General features: G+C 62.6%; 16 protein-coding genes and 1 tRNA gene. 7 read left to right on the top strand and 10 right to left on the bottom strand.

Annotation, left to right across the window (positions count from 1 at the left end; translation table 11 throughout):
* Positions 1-181: 181 nt before the first annotated feature.
* The 5 genes from ACREXZ_RS11370 to ACREXZ_RS11350 all read left to right on the top strand — a co-directional run bounded on the left by ACREXZ_RS11370 (position 182) and on the right by ACREXZ_RS11350 (position 6,530).
* Complete coding sequence (locus tag ACREXZ_RS11370; RefSeq protein ID WP_431764158.1) at positions 182-1,201, top strand: porin; 1,020 nt, start codon at positions 182-184, stop codon at positions 1,199-1,201.
* A 54-nt stretch (positions 1,202-1,255) separates the two neighbouring features.
* Positions 1,256-2,560, top strand: a complete 1,305-nt coding sequence (locus tag ACREXZ_RS11365) for an MFS transporter (protein WP_431764157.1) — start codon at positions 1,256-1,258, stop codon at positions 2,558-2,560.
* A gap of 19 nt (positions 2,561-2,579) precedes the next feature.
* Positions 2,580-3,446 (top strand): amidohydrolase family protein, encoded by an 867-nt coding sequence (locus tag ACREXZ_RS11360; protein WP_431764156.1) that lies wholly within the window; start codon positions 2,580-2,582, stop codon positions 3,444-3,446.
* A gap of 460 nt (positions 3,447-3,906) precedes the next feature.
* Positions 3,907-5,850 (top strand): thiamine pyrophosphate-binding protein, encoded by a 1,944-nt coding sequence (locus tag ACREXZ_RS11355; RefSeq protein WP_431764155.1) that lies wholly within the window; start codon positions 3,907-3,909, stop codon positions 5,848-5,850.
* Positions 5,851-5,861: 11 nt separating this feature from the next.
* Positions 5,862-6,530, top strand: coding sequence for a c-type cytochrome (locus ACREXZ_RS11350; RefSeq protein ID WP_431764154.1), 669 nt, complete (start codon positions 5,862-5,864; stop codon positions 6,528-6,530).
* A gap of 281 nt (positions 6,531-6,811) precedes the next feature.
* On the opposite strand, the gene ACREXZ_RS11345 is transcribed toward ACREXZ_RS11350, so the two are convergent.
* The 6 genes from ACREXZ_RS11345 to ACREXZ_RS11320 all read right to left on the bottom strand — a co-directional run bounded on the left by ACREXZ_RS11345 (position 6,812) and on the right by ACREXZ_RS11320 (position 13,641).
* Positions 6,812-6,899: transfer RNA gene (locus ACREXZ_RS11345), tRNA-Ile, on the bottom strand.
* A gap of 143 nt (positions 6,900-7,042) precedes the next feature.
* Positions 7,043-9,454, bottom strand: a complete 2,412-nt coding sequence (gene rpoD, locus ACREXZ_RS11340) for an RNA polymerase sigma factor RpoD (RefSeq protein ID WP_431764153.1) — start codon at positions 9,452-9,454, stop codon at positions 7,043-7,045.
* 78 nt (positions 9,455-9,532) lie between these two features.
* The gene (gene dnaG / locus ACREXZ_RS11335; RefSeq protein ID WP_431764152.1) at positions 9,533-11,398 is read right to left on the bottom strand and encodes a DNA primase; all 1,866 of its coding nucleotides are present in this window, start codon (positions 11,396-11,398) and stop codon (positions 9,533-9,535) included.
* A 67-nt stretch (positions 11,399-11,465) separates the two neighbouring features.
* A complete protein-coding gene (locus tag ACREXZ_RS11330) occupies positions 11,466-11,912 on the bottom strand; it encodes a GatB/YqeY domain-containing protein (protein WP_431764151.1) in 447 nt (148 codons plus the stop codon).
* A 230-nt stretch (positions 11,913-12,142) separates the two neighbouring features.
* Positions 12,143-12,355 (bottom strand): 30S ribosomal protein S21, encoded by a 213-nt coding sequence (gene rpsU / locus ACREXZ_RS11325; protein WP_431764150.1) that lies wholly within the window; start codon positions 12,353-12,355, stop codon positions 12,143-12,145.
* Between the two features lie 68 nt (positions 12,356-12,423).
* A complete protein-coding gene (locus ACREXZ_RS11320; protein ID WP_431764149.1) occupies positions 12,424-13,641 on the bottom strand; it encodes an NAD(P)/FAD-dependent oxidoreductase in 1,218 nt (405 codons plus the stop codon).
* Between the two features lie 109 nt (positions 13,642-13,750).
* On the opposite strand from ACREXZ_RS11320, the gene tsaD reads away from it, so the two are divergent.
* On the top strand, positions 13,751-14,776 hold the full coding sequence (tsaD, locus tag ACREXZ_RS11315; RefSeq protein WP_431764148.1) for a tRNA (adenosine(37)-N6)-threonylcarbamoyltransferase complex transferase subunit TsaD: 1,026 nt from the start codon (positions 13,751-13,753) through the stop codon (positions 14,774-14,776).
* Positions 14,777-14,867: 91 nt separating this feature from the next.
* Here tsaD and folE2 read toward each other — a convergent pair whose 3' ends face one another.
* The 4 genes from folE2 to ACREXZ_RS11295 form a co-directional block, all read right to left on the bottom strand.
* A complete protein-coding gene (gene folE2 / locus ACREXZ_RS11310) occupies positions 14,868-15,674 on the bottom strand; it encodes a GTP cyclohydrolase FolE2 (protein WP_431764147.1) in 807 nt (268 codons plus the stop codon).
* A 183-nt stretch (positions 15,675-15,857) separates the two neighbouring features.
* Positions 15,858-17,756, bottom strand: a complete 1,899-nt coding sequence (dxs, locus tag ACREXZ_RS11305; protein ID WP_431764146.1) for a 1-deoxy-D-xylulose-5-phosphate synthase — start codon at positions 17,754-17,756, stop codon at positions 15,858-15,860.
* Positions 17,757-17,852: 96 nt separating this feature from the next.
* On the bottom strand, positions 17,853-18,734 hold the full coding sequence (locus ACREXZ_RS11300) for a polyprenyl synthetase family protein (RefSeq protein ID WP_431764145.1): 882 nt from the start codon (positions 18,732-18,734) through the stop codon (positions 17,853-17,855).
* Positions 18,731-19,039: an exodeoxyribonuclease VII small subunit gene (locus tag ACREXZ_RS11295; RefSeq protein ID WP_431764144.1), complete on the bottom strand. Its 309-nt coding sequence runs from the start codon at positions 19,037-19,039 to the stop codon at positions 18,731-18,733. Before ACREXZ_RS11295 ends, ACREXZ_RS11300 begins: the two co-directional genes overlap by 4 nt.
* 290 nt (positions 19,040-19,329) lie before the next feature.
* Here ACREXZ_RS11295 and ACREXZ_RS11290 point away from each other — a divergent pair, with 290 nt between their 5' ends.
* On the top strand, positions 19,330-20,439 hold the full coding sequence (locus ACREXZ_RS11290; protein WP_431764143.1) for an aromatic ring-hydroxylating oxygenase subunit alpha: 1,110 nt from the start codon (positions 19,330-19,332) through the stop codon (positions 20,437-20,439).
* Positions 20,440-20,560 lie beyond the last annotated feature (121 nt).

The raw sequence follows: 20,560 nt of genomic DNA, 5'->3' as shown, positions 1-20,560 counted from the left end.
GACCATTGCCCAGAATGCTCGCGCGCGGCGCCGGCACCTTTTAGAACCGGTACTTTTCGTAGTATTGACGGTTGCCGTACATCACGAAAAAGCCGCATCAAGGAGACAATTTTCTCGCTGCCTGGATTGCCGGTCGCCCGGCCATTCGGGTGCGGGGAACCAATACAAAGGCAACACCCCGATGAAAAATAATCGTTGGCGAGTGTGCGCACTGGCATTCGCGACAATCGCATGTACTGCACATGCACAGTCTTCGGTCACGCTGGCGGGTGTTATCGATGGAGGCGCCAGGTACATCAGTAACGGCAAGGGTAGCGTCGTGACGATGAATTCCTACGGCATCTATAGCGCGAATCGTCTCGACCTCCTCGGGTCGGAAGATCTCGGCAACGACTGGAATGCCCACTTCCAGCTCGAATCCGGCTTCATTACGGCCACCGGAGCGCTAGACAACACGGCAAACCTGCTCTTCAACCGTATGTCATTTGTCGGTATCGGAAGCCCGTATGGTTCGCTGGATCTTGGACGGCAGTACACGCTCGCGCACGACGTTCTGCACGATTACGATCCGTTCCAGTTCGGCTACCCCGGAATCGTTCCACTCACGCCCGCGGTAGACGGCACGCATTTCAGCAACGATATCAAATACACCGGCGTGTGGGGCCCCTTTCGTCTCGGCGTGGAAGAAGCGCCGGGCGGCATTGCGGGCGACTTCGATGCAGGCTCCGCACACGGGGTCGGCCTCAACTACAAGGTCGGCTTCTTCAATATCGGCGGAACCTATATTCACCGCACGGTACTCATCGGCACAGCGTATCAGCCTGACGACTATGTGGCACTCGGCAGCGAACTGAAGTTCGGCACACTGCGATTTTCCGGTGGCTATATGAGCGAGACCGTCGACAATCCCGCTCCGGCGGCAGCGTCGCGCACCGAAAATTACTGGGGCGGCGCTACCTGGAACGCGAGTTACGACATGGCCCTGGGTGCGGGCTACTACATAACGAATCTGCCGACCAGCCACGGTCGCAGGAACCTCGGCATTCTGAGTCTGGCCTATCTGCTGTCGAAGCGCACGCGCCTGTACGCTGAAAGCGACTACACGACTTTTCATGGCAGCTACATCACCAGCACGACGCTTAACGCAGCTCACGCGTCGCGCCAGTTGGCAGTCTCAGTCGGCATCAATCATCTTTTCTGATGCCGCTAGCGGTTAGCGATACTCGTTCCGATCGATACCCCGGAGAAACATCGCGTGCATGATTTGCAGACTGACGAACAAGGTTTGGAAGCGGACAAAAACCGCTCTGGAAAGTGGCAAATGCTGCGCCCGCACTGGCACGTCATTGCCGCTGCAACCGCAGGCTGGGCGCTCGATTCGTTCGACTTCGCCATGCTGCTGTTTTTGCTACCGCATCTCGGCAAGGTCTTCAACGCCAGCCTGCCCGCCATGACACTGATCATCACGGCAACAGGGCTCGCAAAGGTGTTCGGCACAATCGGCTGGGGTATCGCCGCCGACCGCTACGGCCGCAAAGTCGCGTTCATGGCGGCGGTTTTATGGTTCTCGTGCGCGGCCGGACTCAGCGGCCTCGCATGGAGCTACGCATCGTTCATGGCGATACGGATTCTGTTCGGCATCGGGTTTGGCGGCGAATGGACCGTGTCAGTCTCCCTGCTGATGGAATCGGTGCCCGACTCCGTCCGGCCGTATGCATCGGGCGTGATGGTGGCAGGCTACGAGATCGGCTACATGCTTGCGGTGGCGGCCTTCCACCTGCTGTTCGGTCTGGCCGGCTGGCGCTGGATGTTCGTGATCAGTGTCGTGCCCGCCCTGCTAACGATCTTCATCCGCAGGAACATTGCCGAATCACCAGACTGGATTGGCGACCAGCAACGTCATTCGAAGCGCAGCGTGCGCGACACGTTCGAGTTCAACCCTGCGGCACTACAAGCGTGGCTCTTTTCAGGCGTAATCAACTTCATGCTGTGGTCGGTTCAAGTGCTTTATCCGACCTTCCTGATCTCGGTGCGGCACATCAGCGCGAGCGACACCTACCCGTTTCTGGTTGCGTATTCGATTGGTTCGATCAGCGGCAAGCCGACCTGCGGTTTTGTCGCGAGCAGACTTGGCGAACGCCGCACCATTGTGCTTTTTCTCTGCATGGCGATTCCGTTGACCGTGCTCTACACGCTCGTCTCGAATGTCTGGCTGCTCGCAATCGGCGCCTGTTTGATGGGGCTATTCGCGAGCGGACTGTTCGGTATTCTGCCGCTCTATCAATCGTCCCGCTTTTCTGTCAGGGGACGCGCGACTGGCGTGGGTATCAGCTACGCGATGACCGCAGCGAGTTCGATCGCACCCTATGCGATCGCGCGGCTTGCGCCTTCGATCGGCCTGAACTTTGCGATCGCGCTCTTCATCGTCGGTAGCGCCTTGCTGCTGATCGCAATCGCGCTGTGGAATACGACGCGATGGATGCCGGGCCACACGTGCTCTGCCGTCGGTGTCGGGGGCGAAGAACACCGCGCGGGCAAAGACACTATGCTGGATGTCTGATCGACAAGGAGAGTGGCCATTGAATCAACCTGCAACGACGTCATCGGCACTGCGTCTGCCGAAATTTGTGCTCCCTGCCGGAGGATGCGATACGCATTGTCATATTCTTGGTCCGGTCGACCGATTCCCTTATGCCGATTCGCGGGCCTACACGCCGGAAGAATCGGATAAGACCGTATTGACCGCACTTCATGACCGGCTTGGTGTCGATCGAACCGTGATCGTGCAGGCGACCGTATATGGCACCGACAACCGCATCGTGCTCGATGCGATTGCGGATCGGCCTGACGTCCGACGCGGTGTCGCGCTGATCGATACCGGCATCTCCGATGCCCAGTTGCAAACGCTGCACGACGGAGGAATTCGAGCGGTGCGCTTCGGCTTTATCCGTCATCTGTGGAAGTCGCCCGATCCTGCGCAGTTTCGCCGATTGATGACACGCATTGCGCCGCTAGGTTGGCATGTATTGCTACACGTTGATGCAGGCACTCTCGACGAACTGCAGCCGATGCTCGACACGCTGCCCGTTCCGTTTGTTATCGATCACATGGGGCGGATCGATACCGCACACGGCATGCAACAGCACGGTTTTGCCCGGCTCATCGAATGGTCGAAGCGTGATCATTGCTGGATCAAGGTCTCCGCAATCGATCGTCTGTCCTCGGCCGGTCAGCCGTTTAACGACGTCGCGCCATTCATTCGCGTGCTGCTCGATTCGTCACCCGATCGCCTGTTGTGGGGCACCGATTATCCGCATCCGAATCCACGTCATCCTGTGCACGACGAGGCAGACTTGATCGATGTTCTCCCGCTGTGCGGCGATGCCAGGGCATTACAAAAAATGCTGGTCGACAACCCCGCGCGCTTATACGGCTTCACGAGCTGACGCGAACGCTAGCGCCGGCGCCGGCGCCGACTGTCCGACCCGCAAAGAAATAGATGGCTTGCAAAAACGTTCTCAATACGGCCGCCGGGGGAGCGGTCGCCAGGACATGACGGCGTACCACTACCGTCCGGTTAACTCGACCACGCTTTTTTTCAATAGACGGGTAACCCGCCCTACCAGATCATCTGGTCAAACGGATTGTGTCAGGGGCTCGCCAAAACGCCCTCACGGCAACCACAAGTCGATACGCGAATACCCACACTCTGCATCGAACTTGCCCAACTCACTGTTCCCGCAGAACACGTCGCGCATCCTGAATGCGCGATGCGATGACATGCGTCGATATGCAGAGCCGGCACCACGCCTCGCTCACCCGACATCGCGCGACAACCATCGATCCGCAGATGAACACCCGCCCGTGTGTTCGCACTCCGATAACAACAACGAGGAGACCGCAGTAATGACAGAACGACGTACGTTCCTGAAAGAGGCGCTCGCCACGGGGACAGCCGCGATGCTGACGAAATCGGTGCCCGGCTTCGCACAGGAAGCCCCCGCCGCAAAGCAGGAACCGACGGTCGGCCGGCCGAACGCGGCGCTCGTCGCGGCCGAAACCGGGACGCCTTCGCTAGACGAGCCACCCGCCGCCGACGCCGCGCACATCGGCAATCCGGGTTCCGATTTCATGGTCGATCTGCTGAAGATCGCGAGCATCGACTATGTGGCCGCGATGCCCGGTTCGACGTTTCGCGGCATCCATGAGTCGATCGTCAATTACGCAGGCGACCGTCATCCGCAACTTATCGTCTGCACGCACGAGGAGGCGTCGGCCGCGATCGCGCATGGCTATGCGAAAGTGGCCGGCAAGCCGATGGCCTGTCTCGTGCACAGCACGGTGGGTCTGCAGCATGCCTCGATGGCGATCTACAACGCGTGGTGCGACCGTGTGCCGGTGATGGTGCTGGCTGGCAATATCGCCGACGCTGTCAAGCGACGTCCGGGTGTCGAGTGGTATCACACCGCACAGGATCTCGGGGCGCTCGTGCGCGACTACACGAAATACGACGACTACCCGGTGTCGCTGCAGCACTACGCCGAGTCGTTCATGCGCGCGTACACGATGTCGGTCACGCCGCCGATGGAGCCGGTCCTGATCGTCGCGGACGCGGAATTGCAGGAGCAGCCGATCGCCAATCCACACGAGATCCGCGTGCCGCCGCTGCGTAACGTATCGCCGCCGGTCGCGAGCCAGGATGCGCTCGCCGCGGCGGCCTCGATGCTGTGCAACGCTAAGGCACCGGTGATCGTCGCGGATCGTGCGGTGCGCAGTCAGGCGTCGATGGAGACGCTGGTCCGGCTCGCCGAAACACTCAATGCGCCGGTCGTCGATCTGCTCGCACGGATGAACTTTCCGACCGGTCACTACCTGAACCATTCGTCGATACAGGGCCGTCTGCTCGCGCAGGCGGATGTAATCCTCGCGCTCGAAGTCGGAGACGTATGGGCACTGACGGGCACCGTGCCCGACACGATCGAGCGGCCCTCGAAGGAGCGCGCGCGACCCGACGTGAAGGTGATCAGCCTCTCTGCCGCGTATCTGTATGGCAAGTCGAACATGCAGGACGCCGAGCGCTTCTACACCCCCACGTTACCGGTCGGCGTCGATGCCGACGCGTCGTTGCCCGCGCTGCTGCATGCGGTGCAGACCACGCTTACGCCCGCGCAGCGCAGCGCGGCCGCGGCACGCAGGCAACCGATGCAGCAGACCTTCGACCGTATCCGCGCAAACGCGCGCGAGGCCGCGACGCTGGCATGGGACGGTACGCCGGTCAGTACAGCGCGGCTTTGCGCCGAAATATGGAACGTGATCCGCCATGAAGACTGGGCGCTGGTGTCGCCGACCGGTGCGATCAGCCAGTGGCCACAACGCCTGTGGGATTTCACCAGGACGTATCAGTTCATCGGTGCCGGCGGCGGCTACGGGGTCGGTTATGCCGCGCCCGCGGCAGTCGGCGCAGCGCTTGCCCATCGCGACGCGGGACGCATCGCGGTCAGTGTCCAGACCGACGGCGACCTGATGGTGCTGCCGGGTGTTCTATGGACCGCGGCACATCACAGCCTGCCGCTGCTATCGGTGATGCACAACAACCGCGCGTGGCATCAGGAAACGATGCACATCCAGCGCATGTCGAGCCGTCGCGACCGGCATCCGGAGCGCGGCACGATCGGCACGGTGCTGCAGGACCCGCCGATCGACTATGCGGCGATGGCGAGAAGCATGGGCGTGTGGGCAGAAGGCCCCATCGCGGATCCCGCGGATCTCGGCCCCGCGCTCTCGCGCGCAATGGCTGTCGTCAAGAGCGGGAAACCTGCTCTCGTCGACGTGCTGACTCAACCCCGCTAACGGCCCCACCGATGAATCTCCCGATTCTCGCGCGCATCCGCGTTGCGCTGGTTGCCGCTGTCGTGCTGAAGTGCACGTGTGCGCTCGCATCGTCTGCCGACGCCGACGCCGACGTGCCGGCCGGCCGCGCACTGTTCATGCAGAAGGGCTGCTACGAGTGTCATGGCATATTCGGTCAGGGCAGCGTCAGCACCGGGCCGGCGCTCGCGCCGTACCCGGTTCCGCTCGCCGCGATGCAGGCGTATGTGCACCATCCGAAAGGTCAGATGCCGCCATTCAGCGAGAAAATCCTGTCGAACGACGAGATCGCACGGATTCACGCGTACCTCGATTCGATCCCCTCGAATCCGGCCGCCAATAGCATTGCATTACTAAACGATCCTGTCGCAATGAAACCGGCGGGCGCACCGACTACGTCCGTCGAATCCCAGGTGACCATGGCGGGCGGCGTGACGAATCACGGCGCGTCGATCTACGCGACAAACTGCGCGGGCTGTCATGGACAGAACGGGGAAGGCGGCGTCGGTCCGTCGCTCGTCGGCATTGCGGGACGGCTAACACTCGATGATGTCGAATCGCGCATCCGGGAGCCGTCCGGCATCATGCCAAGACTCTATCCGAACCCCGTCGACGCAAAGGATGTCGAGGACGTGGCGCGCTTCATGATGTCGCTCAAGTAGAGCGAATGCGGATCCGGGTTGAGCAATAGAAATAGTCCGCCGCCATCCGATAACTTCGTCGGCCTGGAGCCAGACTTTGCGTTGCGAATTGCAGCGTCCGAAGGGGCATGGGGTAACTCCTCTTTGACGCCTCGAGTTACGCCCAAAGTTACCCCCGCAGAACGACGGAAGTCAACGGAACCAGGCGAGCTTCCGGAGCATGGCTATTAGCCGGAAGTACTCGCCCAACGAGGACTTTGGAGATCCACGCAGAACGTCCTGGAAGATGCTGGAATGACGGATGGTGGGCCGGGTGGGAGTCGAACCCACGATGTCCTTTCGGAGGCGGATTATGAGTCCGCTGCCTGCAACCAGCACGGCGTCCGGCCCGAAACGAAAAGACCCGGCGAAGTCCGGGTCTGCGTTCATAGACTGGGCGCCATGGTACACGAAAAAAGGGCCTCCGTGGACCGCCTCGCTTGCGCGAAACGACCGGGAGGCCCCTATGCCGCGACGTCAGTCGCAGCGTGCGATCAATTGCCTTCGAGGAACGATTTCAGCTTGTCCGAACGGCTGGGGTGACGCAGCTTGCGCAGCGCCTTCGCCTCGATCTGACGGATCCGTTCACGCGTCACGTCGAACTGCTTGCCCACTTCTTCGAGCGTGTGATCGGTGCTCATCTCGATACCGAAACGCATCCGCAGTACCTTCGCTTCGCGCGGCGTCAACGAATCGAGCACGTCCTTCACGACGTCGCGCATGCTGGCATGCAACGCTGCGTCGGCCGGTGCGACCGTGTTCGTATCCTCGATGAAATCACCGAGATGCGAATCGTCGTCGTCGCCGATCGGCGTTTCCATCGAGATCGGTTCCTTCGCGATCTTCATGATCTTGCGGATCTTGTCTTCCGGCATCTCCATCTTCTCGGCGAGCGTTGCCGGATCCGGCTCGAGACCGGTTTCCTGCAGGATCTGCCGCGAGATGCGGTTCATCTTGTTGATCGTTTCGATCATGTGAACCGGAATCCGGATCGTGCGCGCCTGGTCCGCGATCGAACGCGTGATGGCCTGACGGATCCACCACGTCGCGTACGTCGAGAACTTGTAGCCGCGCCGGTATTCGAACTTGTCCACCGCCTTCATCAGACCGATGTTGCCTTCCTGGATCAGATCCAGGAACTGCAGGCCGCGATTCGTGTACTTCTTCGCGATCGAGATCACGAGACGCAGGTTCGCTTCGGTCATCTCGCGCTTCGCCTGACGCGCCTTCAGTTCACCCGCCGCCATCTGCCGGTTGGTTTCCTTCAGGTCCTTCAGCGGCAGCACGACGCGCGCCTGCAGATCCAGCAGACGCTGCTGCTGTTCGCGGATCGCCGGGATGTTACGCGTGAGAATCGCGCTGTACGCATGCCCCTCGGCGACGATCTTCTCGGACCATTCGAGATCCGTTTCGCTGCCCGGGAAACGCGCGATGAATTCCGCGCGCGGCATGCCGCACTTGTCGACGACCGTATGCAGGATCTGCCGCTCGACCTGACGCACTTCGTCCACCTGCGCACGCAGCGTGTCGCACAGACGCTCGACGGTACGCGCGGTGAAGCGGATAGTCATCAGCTCGTTCTGGATCGTTTCCTGTGCCTTCAGATACGACTTCGACTTGTAGCCTTCCTTCTCGAACGCGCGACGCATCTTGTCGAACCATTCGCTGATCGACGCGAATTTTTCGAGTGATGCGCGCTTGAGGGCTTCGAGCTGCGCCGCGTTGGCCGTGGCCTGCGCGGTGCCGTCGTCGTCTTCTTCTTCCTCTTCGTCGGCTTCCGCTTCTTCGGTCTCGTTCTCGATCTCTTCCGCTTCCTGCGCGGAGAAACCGTCCGCATCTGCCGCGTCGACGTCGATCAGACCATCGACGAGTTCGTCGATGCGAATCTCTTCGTTCGCGACACGCTCGGCATTCGCAAGGATCTCCGCGATCGTCGTCGGGCACGCGGAGATCGCCATCACCATGTGCTTGAGGCCGTCTTCGATGCGCTTCGCGATTTCGATTTCGCCTTCGCGCGTCAGCAGCTCGACCGTGCCCATTTCACGCATGTACATGCGGACGGGGTCGGTCGTGCGGCCGAATTCGGAATCGACGGTGGACAGCGCGACTTCCGCTTCCTCTTCGACTTCGTCGTCCGACGATGCGGCCGGCGCGTTGTCGTTCAGCAGCAGCGTCTCGGCATCGGGCGCCTGCTCGTACACCGCGACGCCCATGTCGTTGAACGTGCTGATGATGCCTTCGATCGCCTCGGTCTCGGCAAAATTGTCGGGCAGGTGATCGTTGATTTCGGCGTACGTGAGGAAGCCGCGCTCCTTGCCGAGCTTGATCAGCGCGCGCAGCTTCGCACGGCGCTCTTCCAGTTCTTCGGCCGTGCCCGGCTGCGTGGACGCGAAAGCGTCCTTCAACAACGCCTTTTCCTTCGCTCGACGGTCACGCGCCTTGGCCTTTTCGCCCTTGCCCGGAACGGCAGCGGGTTCTTCGGTCTGGGTCTGGGTTGCTTCGTCTTCGACGGGTACTTCGTTCAGCTTTTTCGTCATGGAGTTCGCCGTACTGGCTGTAGTCTCGACTCGCGGCTGCTGGACAACAGCCGGTTGAACCGTGGATACTGGAGTCTCGCGCGCTGCCGCATCGTCCTGCGCGGCAGCCGCTTCCCTTGCGCTTCTGGAACTCGGCCGTTTCGCAACCGGTTGCACAGCTTTCGCCGAGGCCTTGGCCACGGGTTTTGCCACGCTTTCCGGTGCCGCTCGCGCGGCGGATGCGGTCGAGGGTTTCTTCCGTGCAGCAGGCGGTGTACTTGCGGCCGACGCTTTTTTCACGGAAGTAGCGGATCTGGCCTGTGTGACCTTTGTGGTCGGCTCCTCGGAGCCCTTGCCTGTCGCATTCTTTCCGCCTGTAGTCTTTGCCATTGCAATTCGCCTTTTGCCTTGGAAAACAAACCGCTGAAAACCTTTAATTATAGCACCTCGGTTTCAGCCCCTCCCTGCTTACAGCCCGAGCTGACGTTTCATGTCGGCCCGTCTCTGATTCAATTCCGTCAGTTCCGCGAATTCCTCGGGGGTATGTTTCGACTGCCGCGAGAGCTGTTCGAGCCGGTCGCAGCACGTGTCGTAGCGCATCTTCAGGATCGCCGCCTTCAGTTCCTCACCCGCCAGCCGTTCGTGTTCGCGGCGCTCCTCGATGACGGCGGCGTCTTCCGGATTCTTCAGTAACAAATCCCGGACGTTTTCATCATAGTCCAGAATTTCGCGAAAGATTTCCTCGAAGGTGGGGGCATTTACCCCGTTCCGCAACAGGTCCGACAGCAGCTGGAACTCGGCTGCTTCACCGAGTGCGCGGGCATGCGTTGCGACCTCCTCGAACAGTTCTCCGTGACGCGTAATGCTAACCAGTGCGTGCTCCGAGTCGTCGTCCAGCGCCACCACGATACGCGGATGCATAACCAGATTGCGCAGTGCCCGCTGCTCGATACCCGTGACGCTGCGGCGATCCTTGCGCGCCGGCGCCGCACGCGCCGCAGCCGCGATCCGCGCATCGACCTCGCACAGCGCCGCGACTTCATCGAACGGCACGTCGAGCCGGTCCGCGAACATATGCATGATCTGCGCCCGCAATGCATTGGCGGGCAGCGCCTGCAGCAGCGGCTTCGCGTCGAACAGCGCGCGGGCGCGTCCTTCGGGCTGATCGAGCTCCTTGCCGGCCAGCACTTCGTTCAGCAGGAACTGCGACAGCGGCATCGCGCGCCTGACCTGCTCCGCAAACCCTTCCGTGCCGAATTCGCGTACGTAGCTGTCCGGATCGTGCTCGGACGGCAGAAACAGGAAACGGATCGTCCGGTTGTCGGCCGCGTGCGGCAGACACGCATCCAAAGCACGCCGCGCCGCGCGACGCCCGGCCGAATCGCCGTCGAAGCTGAAGATCACCGTATCGGTCTGACGCATCAGCTTCTGCACGTGAATCGGCGTACAGGCGGTGCCGAGCGTCGCCACCGCGTTCTGGAACCCCAGTTGCGCCAGCGCGACCACGTCCATGTACCCTTCGACCACCAGCACGTACTGCTGTTCGCGAATCGCCAGCCGGGCCTCGAACAGCCCGTACAGTTCGCTGCCCTTGTTAAATAGAGGCGTTTCGGGCGAATTCAAATACTTGGGTTCGCCGCCGTCCAGCACCCGACCGCCGAAGCCGATGACCTGTCCCTTCACGTTGCGGATCGGGAACATGATCCGCTCGCGGAAGCGGTCGTAGCGTCGTGCCTGCCCCTGCGCATCCGCCTTTTCGCTGACGATCACGAGCCCGGCTTCGACCAGCGCGTCGTCCCGATAGTTGGGGAACGCGACCTCGAGATTCTGCCAGCCGTCCGGCGCGTAGCCGAGCCCGAAGCGCAGCGCGATTTCGCCGGTCAAACCCCGCTTTTTCAGGTATTCGATCGCATTCGGTGCACCGCGCAACTGCTTGCGATAGAAGTCGCACGACACCTGCATCAGATCCGACAACGCCGTCGTCACCGCTTTCGACGGCGGCGCATAACCGTCGCCGCCCGCACCGCCGCGCATCGGCGAAGGGTCGCGTGGCACCGTCAGTCCGACCGACTGCGCGAGCTCGTTCACCGCCTCCGGAAACGTTAGCCCGGCATGCTCCATCAGGAAACCGATCGCGGTACCGTGCGCCCCGCACCCGAAGCAGTGATAGAACTGCTTAGTCGGACTAACGGTGAACGAAGGGCTCTTCTCGTTGTGAAACGGGCACAGCCCCATGAAATTCGCACCACCCTTTTTCAGCTGCACATACCGTCCGACCACGTCGACGATATCGACGCGGGTGAGCAGGTCCTGCAGAAACGAGTGCGGAATCACGGTGTACGACGATGTCCCGAAATACGCGGGCCGCGCGGCTCCAACGAGCCGCGCGGCCTCAAAGAGTTTATTTGCTGAGTGCTGCCTTGACCTTGGCGGAGACGGCCGTCATGTCGGCGCGGCCCGCGAGCTTCGGCTTCAGCACGCCCATCAACTTGCCCATGTCCTGCGGACCGGCGGCACCGGTCTGTGCGACGGCGGCGTCGATTTCGGCGGCGACTTCCGCGTCGGACAGCTGCGCCGGCATGTACGCGGCCAGCACCACCAGTTCGCCCTGCTCCTTGCTGACCAGGTCGTCCCGGCCGGCCGCTTCGAACTGGCTGATCGAGTCCTTGCGCTGCTTGATCATCTTGTCGATCACGCCGGTGATCGCCGCGTCGTCGAGCGTCACACGATCGTCGACTTCACGCTGCTTGATCGCCGCGAGCAGCAGGCGGATCGTGCCGAGACGTTCGGTCTCGCGCGCCCGCATCGCGGTTTTCATGTCGTCGCTGATCTGATCCTTGAGGCTCATTGGTCACCTGATGCGTTGGAAGGTTGCAGAAACCGCGAAACGCCTGGCGCATCAACACAAAAACCCGCTTGAGAACATCTCCAAGCGGGTCGGCGCGATTGCGCGTAGTGGATGCGGCCTTACCATGACGGCCTCACAGGCCTGGCTGTTCCGCTTGCGGCGCCGTGGGCACCGCCGGTTGCCGGTTTGTGGATACGTCGCCGGTGGCCAAAGCCGCGACGACGCCAGAATCAGTAAAACTTCTTTGGCAGCATCTGGCTGCGCAGCCGCTTGAAATGACGCTTCACCGCGGCGGCCTTCTTGCGCTTACGTTCGGCCGTCGGCTTCTCGTAAAACTCTCGCGCACGGAGGTCAGTCAACAAGCCATTTTTCTCGATCGTGCGCTTGAACCGGCGCATGGCGACTTCGAAAGGCTCGTTTTCTTTTACGCGGATAGTCGTCATTTTTCAATAACGGAACTTGGCAAAGATTGACGATTATAGCAGACGTTCTGCACAAAGACACGGTCGAGTCAAGCCCCCCGCGCATAGTCCGCGGCGGCCTGTCCAGCAGCCACACCGGACGCCCACGCCCACTGAAAATTGTACCCGCCCAGCCAGCCGGTGACGTCCACGGCCTCGCCGATGAAGTACAGCCCGGGCACCCGCGCGCTCATCATCGTGGCGGACGACAGCTCCCGCGTATCGACGCCGCCCTTCGTTACTTCCGCCTTCCGGTAGCCTTCGGTGCCGTTCGGAGTCAGCGTCCAGCGCGACAGTGCGTCGCCGATGCCGCGCAGCGTCCGGTCGGGCAGATCCGCGACGCGCGCGTCGGCGGCGGTCCGGTGCGTTTCCAGCCAGACCTGCGCGAGCCGCGCGGGCACCCATTCGGCGAGCAGATTGGCAATCTGGCGCTTCGAACCGGCCTTCGCCTCCAGCAACGACGCGGCGGCATCCCGCTCGGGCAGCAGATTCACGTGAATCGGCTCGCCGGGCTGCCAGAAGCTCGAGATCTGCAATACGCCGGGGCCTGAGAGGCCGCGATGGGTGAGCAGCAGATCTTCGACAAACTCACCGCCCGTCTTCTTCGCGCCGGTGCTGACCCGCACCTCGAGCGATACCCCCGACAACGCCGAAAACGGCGCCCAGTCGGCTGCGGCGAAGGTCAGCGGAACCAGCGCCGGGCGCGTATCGACCAGCTTGTGCCCGAACTGTTTCGCCAGACGATAGGCAAAATCGGTCGCGCCAATCTTCGGAATCGACAGGCCGCCCGTCGCCACGACCAGCGCGCGGGCGTCGATCGGGCCCGCGGCGGTATCGAGCGCGAAACCGCCGTCCGTGTGCTGTCGCACCTGCTCGACGGTCAGCGGACGGCGCCACGCGATGCCGCCCGAGTCGCATTCGCTTTTGAGTACGTCGATCACCGCGTCGCTCGACTGGTCGCAGAACAGTTGGCCCTTGTGCTTCTCGTGCCACGTTACGCGGTGGCGCTTGAGCAGCGCCATGAAATCGCGCGGTGTGTAGCGGGCCAGTGCGGAACGGCAAAAGTGCGGATTGGTCGACAGATAGTTCGCGGGGCCGGCGTGCAGATTCGTGAAGTTGCAGCGGCCGCCACCGGAGATACGGATTTTCTCCGCGAGCCGCGGTGAATGATCGATCAACACGACGCGCCGCCCAAGCTGACCGGCCACCGCCGCGCACATCATGCCGGCCGCGCCCGCGCCGATCACGGCAATATCGAAAGATTCCATGGCGCGCATTGTACCTGCGGCCCCTCCCCCTCACTGCTATACTTTCAGGCTTCCTTCAGACCTTGCGGCGCCTTTTCCCGCGGCCTCACGGCCGCACCGCCCACGAATCATGCTCGTTCTCGGTATCGAAAGCTCCTGCGACGAAACCGGCCTCGCGCTCTACGACACAGAGCAGGGCCTGCTCGCGCACGCACTGCATTCGCAGATCGCGATGCACCGGGAGTATGGCGGCGTCGTACCTGAACTCGCGTCGCGCGATCACATTCGCCGCGCGCTGCCGCTGCTCGAAGACGTGCTCGCGCGCTCGGGCTGCGCCCGTGAAGCCATCGACGCAATCGCGTTCACGCAGGGACCAGGGCTCGCCGGCGCGCTGCTTGTCGGCGCAAGCATCGCCAACGCACTCGCGATGGCATGGAACAAGCCCACGATCGGCATTCACCACCTCGAAGGGCATTTGCTGTCGCCTCTCCTGGTCGACGAGCCGCCGCCGTTTCCATTCGTCGCGCTGCTGGTGTCCGGCGGGCATACGCAGCTGATGCGCGTCACCGACGTCGGCCTCTACGAAACGCTCGGCGAAACGCTCGACGACGCCGCCGGCGAAGCCTTCGATAAAACTGCGAAGCTGCTCGGCCTGGGTTATCCGGGTGGTCCGGAGGTCTCGCGTCTTGCGGAATTCGGCACGCCGGGCGCCATCGTGCTGCCGCGTCCGATGCTGCATTCGGGCGACCTCGATTTCAGCTTCAGCGGCCTCAAGACGGCGGTGCTGACCCAGGTGAAGAAGCGCGGCACGAACGTCTGCGAGCAGGACAAGGCCGATATCGCGCGCGGCTTCGTCGATGCGGCGGTCGACGTGCTCGCGGCGAAATCGCTGGCGGCGCTCAAGCGCACGCAACTGAAGCGGCTGGTCGTGGCGGGCGGCGTCGGGGCGAACCGGCAGTTGCGCGAAGCGCTATCGACAGCGGCGAAGAAGCGCGGGTTCGACGTGCATTACCCGGACCTGTCGCTGTGCACCGACAACGGCGCGATGATCGCGCTGGCCGGCGCGCTGCGGCTGCAGCGCTGGCCCGCGCAAGCGACCAGCGACTATGCGTTCACGGTGAAACCACGCTGGGATCTGGCATCGCTCGCGCGCTAGTCGCGGCACGGTCAACGCTCTTCGTTACTCACAAAAAAATGGCCGCGCAAGCGGCCATTCTTCATTGCGACGCATCGCGTACGCGCATGACTCAACGCACGCGCTTGTCGTGCTCGATCAGCGCATAGGCGCTGTGGTTGTGGATCGATTCGAAGTTCTCGGCCTCGAGTACGTATGCGACGATCCGCTCGTCCGCATTGAGCCGTTGCGCGACATCGCGCACCAGATCCTCGACGAACTTCGGGTTTTCATACGCACGCTCCGTGACGAACTTTTCGTCGGGACGCTTCAGCAATCCCCATAGTTCGCACGATGCCTCTTCTTCCGCGATCCGGATCAATCCTTCCACCGGGACGTCGCCGGCCAGTTCGGCATCGATCGTCACGTGCGAACGCTGGTTGTGCGCGCCGTACTGCGAGATCTTCTTCGAGCATGGGCACAGGCTCGTCACCGGCACCAGCACTTTGAGAAACACGCGCGTCGACCCGTTGCGGGTCTCACCGGTCAGCGTGACTTCGTAGTCGAGCAGGCTCTGTACGCCCGATACCGGCGCCACCTTGCTGACGAAATACGGAAACGACACTTCGATACGACCCGCTTCAGCTTCGAGCTTCTCGAGCATCGACGCGAGCATCGTGCGGAACGAAGCGACGTCGAGCGGCGTCCGGTTGTCTTCGAGCAGCGCGACGAAGCGCGACATGTGCGTGCCCTTCTGGTCGGCGGGCAGATGGACGTCGAGGTTCCACAACCCGACCGTGTGCTGCACGTCGCCGGATTGCGTGCGCACCGTCACGGGATGTCGCACCGCCTTGACGCCGACCCGCTGGATCGGGATCTGGCGTGTGTCGAGCGTGCTCTGCACGTCGGGCATCACGAAGGCGGGATTCATCTGGTTCATCTTCTTGTCCTCACTGGCCGCGCGGCGATGTGAATATAACGCTGCACGCGGCGATCTATTCCATCACGCGGGCAAAGGCAAACGCCGGCGCAAGCCGGCGGTGCATGACGGGCCATCAGGCCCGTCGACTCAAGCGGGGGATTGTTTTATGACCGTGGGTTACGACCGGGCCAGCGAGCGCAATCAGGCGACGCGCTTCACCGACTTGCCGGCCGCATGATCCACGAAGCGCTCGCGAATCGACTTCGCGATGCCGGCACCATCGAGGCCGCATTCCGCGAGCAGCTTCGCGGGATCGCCATGATCGATGAACCGGTCGGGCAGACCCAATTGTAGTATGGGGCGCATAACCCCACTCTCCAGCAGGGCTTCGACGCAGGCCGAACCCGCGCCGCCCATCACGCAGCCTTCTTCGACCGTGACGATTGCGTCGTGGGTTTCCGCGAGTTCGCGGACCAGTTGGGCATCGACCGGCTTCACGAAGCGCATGTTCGCGACGGTCGCGTCCAGTTGCTCCGCTGCGGCAAGCGCCGGCGCGACCATCGTGCCGAACGCGAGAATCGCGATGCGTTTGCCGGCCGGCTGCGACGTCTCACGACGCACTTCGCCCTTACCGAGCGGAATCGCCACCATCTGCTTGACGGTCGCAACACCTGTCCCCGCACCGCGCGGATAGCGCACAGCGCTCGGGTTCGGCTGCTGCAACGCCGTGTAGAGCATCTGACGGCATTCGTTTTCGTCCGACGCGGCCATGACCGTCATGTTCGGAATGCAGCGCAGGAACGCGAGATCGTACGAACCTGCATGCGTCGCACCGTCCGCACCGACGAGACCCGCGCGATCGATCGCGAACACCACCGGCAGGTTCTGCAACGCGACGTCGTGGATCAACTGATCGTACGCACGCTGCAGGAACGTCGAATAGATCGCGACGACCGGCTTCATGCCGTCGGCAGCGAGGCCGCCTGCAAACGTCACCGCATGCTGCTCGGCGATGCCGACGTCGAAATAGCGGTCCGGGAAGCGCTTCGCGAACTCGACCATGCCCGAGCCCTCACGCATCGCGGGCGTAATACCGACCACGCGCGCATCCAGCTCGGCCATGTCACATAGCCATTCGCCGAACACGTGCATGTAGGCCTTCTTGCTGGGCGCCGTCGACGGCTTGATACCTTCGGCCGGATTGAACTTGCCGGGACCGTGATACAGCACCGGGTCGGCTTCGGCGAGCTTGTAGCCCTGGCCTTTCTTCGTCACGACGTGCAGGAACTGCGGACCGCGCAGTTCCTTGATGTTCTGCAGCGTCGGGATCAGCGAATCGAGATCGTGACCGTCGATCGGTCCGATGTAGTTGAAGCCGAACTCCTCGAACAAGGTAGCCGGCACGATCATGCCCTTCGCGTGCTCCTCGAGCTTGCGCGCGAGGTCGAGCATCGGCGGCGCGACGCGCAGCACGCGCTCGACGCCCGCGCGCGCGGCCGCGTAGAAACGACCGGACATCAGACGGGCAAGGTGGCGGTTCAGCGCGCCGACCGGCGGCGAGATCGACATGTCGTTGTCGTTGAGGATCACGAGCAGCGGGACATCGTCGGCGACACCTGCGTTATTCATCGCCTCGAAAGCCATGCCCGCGGTCATCGCGCCGTCGCCGATCACGGCGATCGAATAGCGCCCCTCGTTCTGCAGCTTCGACGCGATCGCCATGCCGAGCGCGGCCGAGATCGACGTGCTCGAATGCGCGGTGCCGAACGTGTCGTATTCCGACTCGCTGCGGCGCGGAAAACCCGAGATGCCGCCGAGCTGACGCAGCGTGTGCATCTGGTCGCGACGACCCGTGAGGATCTTGTGCGGATACGTTTGATGACCCACGTCCCAGACGATCCGGTCGCGCGGCGTCTCGAACACGTAATGCAGCGCGATCGTCAGTTCAACCGTACCGAGATTGGACGACAGGTGACCACCCGTCTGCGAGACGCTGTCGAGCACGAAGGCGCGCAACTCGTCTGCGAGCGGTTGCAACTGGCGGCGATCGAGGCGGCGCAGGGCAGCCGGGTCGTCAATGGTTTTCAGCAAGTCGTACATCGTCGTTCCATTGTAGGAAAACCTGCGTGCCGGCGCTTCGTTCACGCACACGGTAGCGTCGTGTGCGAGGCGGCAGGCTTCCGCGTTGATACTGTTTCAGCTCACCCGGTTCACGACCAGATCGGCCAGTTCGGCGAGGCGCTGCGCGCGGGCGCCGAACGGTACCAGTGCAGCATGGGCGTCCGCCCGCAATTGCGCGGCGAGCGAGCGCGAAGCGTCGAGTCCGATAATCGATACATAAGTCGGCTTGCCGTCCTTCGCATCCTTGCCGGCCGTCTTGCCGAGCGTCGCGGAATCGGTCGTGACGTCGAGAATATCGTCGACGACCTGAAACGCGAGACCGACCGCTGCCGCATAAGCATCGAGCGAACGCATCGCGGCCGCGTCGGGCGTCTCGCCCGCGAGGGCGCCCATCCGGACCGCGGCACGCAGCAGCGCGCCCGTCTTCATCCGGTGCATCGTTTCCAGCTGCGGCCGCGTGAGCGTATGGCCGACGCTCGCGAGGTCGATTGCCTGACCGCCCGCCATCCCGACCGAGCCGCTGGCAAGCGCCAGTTCGCGCACCAGCGCCGCCTGCTGAAGCGGCGCGAGCACGTCGGCCGTCAGCGCGACGAACGCCTGCGACTGCAGCGCATCGCCGACGAGCAGTGCCGTCGCTTCGTCATATTTGACGTGTACCGTCGGTTTGCCGCGGCGCAGCTCGTCGTCGTCCATGCACGGCATGTCGTCGTGCACGAGCGAATATACGTGAATCATTTCGAGCGCCGCCGAAGCCGCCTCGACACACGCGGCCCGCGCACCGGTCAATTCGCCGGCGGCGTGACACAGCAGCGGGCGCACCCGCTTGCCGCCGCCCATCACCGCGTAGCGCATCGCCTCGTGCAACTGGGCGGGCTCGACAGTCGTGGCCGGCAAATAGTGATCCAGCGCCGTCTCGACACGCTCGAGGACGGAACGCATCCATTCGTCGAAAGTCATAAATCGTCTCCGCTCTCAGCGGCGGTTGTACCTGCAGGGTTCGTGGGCAGCGGCTTCAGCGTCTCTCCATCGAGGACGCGCACTTGCTGCTCCACCTTTTCCAGCTGTTGCTGGCAAAACGCGACGAGGGCTGCGCCGCGCCGGTACGCGGCGAGCGATTCCTCGAGGCTCAGGCTGCCGCCTTCCATCCGTGCGACCAGCCCTTCCAGTTCTGCGAGCGCCGCTTCGTAGCTCTCGGGGAGCGGCACACCGTCGACGCCTTGCACAGGCCCGCCGGCAGCGTCTTTTGTTGCGGTCTTCGCCATGAATCGTCGCAAATTTAAAACAAGTCGGACATTCTACGGCAAAAGCGACAATTCCGATCTTGTGGAGCGCCTGCGGCCGTTACACGGGATTCCCTGAGCCGCCGGACACCGGCAGAACAATATTCTCGCGACCCCGAAAATCCCGCGAACTTCTCCGACAATTTTGACCCAAATCAGGGACTTAAGTGTCCCCAAGGAGGGGGAAACAGGTATAATCGCGGGCTCCCTAAATCAATCGAATCTTCGATGGTTGGGTTGTTCACTGCTTTCACGTCTTTACGGGAGTGGGAATGTCCAATCTGAGCAATGCATTGCAGTTGCGGTCTTCTGTCCACAGCCAACTGCCAGTCACGGCTTACTTTGACGAAGCGCTTCTCAAGCGCGAAATCGACACCCTTTTCAAAAAAGGTCCTCGCTACGTCGGGCACGAACTCATGGTGCCGGACGCGGGGGATTATTTTGCCCTGCCCAGCGAAAAAGAGGGCCGGGTACTCGTGCGCAACCAGCAGTCGCAGGTCGAACTGCTGTCGAACGTGTGCCGCCATCGCCAGGCGATCATGCTCAACGGCCGCGGCCAGACGGAGAACATCGTCTGTCCCATGCATCGCTGGACGTACGATCTGAACGGCCAGCTCCTCGGTGCACCGCATTTCGCGGACAACCCCTGCCTGAATCTCGGCGCCACGTCGCTGCAGAACTGGCAGGGCCTGCTGTTCGAAGCGCAGGGTCGCGACGTCGCGAAAGATCTGTCGCGTCTCGGCACGAAGCAGCATTTCGACTTCTCGAACTTCATGTTCGACCACGTCGAAGTCCACGAGTGCAACTACAACTGGAAGTCCTTCATCGAGGTCTATCTGGAGGACTACCACGTCGCGCCGTTCCATCCAGGCCTCGGCAGCTTCGTCAATTGCGACGACCTGACGTGGGAATTCGGCGACTGGTACAGCGTGCAGACGGTCGGCGTGCACAAGGATCTGGAGCAGCCGGGCAGCCCGACGTACCGCAAATGGCATGACGCGGTGCTGCGGTTCCGCGACGGCAGTCCGCCCGAGTTCGGCGCGATCTGGATGGTGTACTACCCGGGCATCATGATCGAGTGGTACCCGCACGTGCTCGTCGTGTCGTGGCTGATTCCGCGCGGACCGCAAAAGACGACCAACGTCGTCGAGTTCTATTACCCTGAGGAAATCGCGCTGTTCGAGCGTGAGTTCGTCGAGGCCGAGCGCGGCGCCTATATGGAAACCGCGCGCGAGGACGACGAGATCGCCGAGCGCATGGATGCGGGCCGCCGCGCGCTGATGGAGCGCGGCGAGTCGCAGGTCGGGCCGTACCAGAGTCCGATGGAAGACGGCATGCAGCACTTCCACGAATTCCTGCGGCGCGAACTCGGCACGCTCTGAACCAGCAGACCAGCAGGCATTGCGCGGCCCAGGCCGCAGCGCACCAGGAAAGACGGGCTTCGGCCCGTCTTTTTTGTTTAGACTACAGACATCGTTCGGCGCAGCCGAATCCTCCGTCAGG

The sequence above is a fragment of the Paraburkholderia sp. genome, from assembly GCF_050742655.1.
GTDB lineage: Bacteria > Pseudomonadota > Gammaproteobacteria > Burkholderiales > Burkholderiaceae > Paraburkholderia.
The sequence above is the reverse complement of the archived record's forward strand: the minus strand, read 5'-3'. Positions and strand labels throughout refer to the sequence as shown.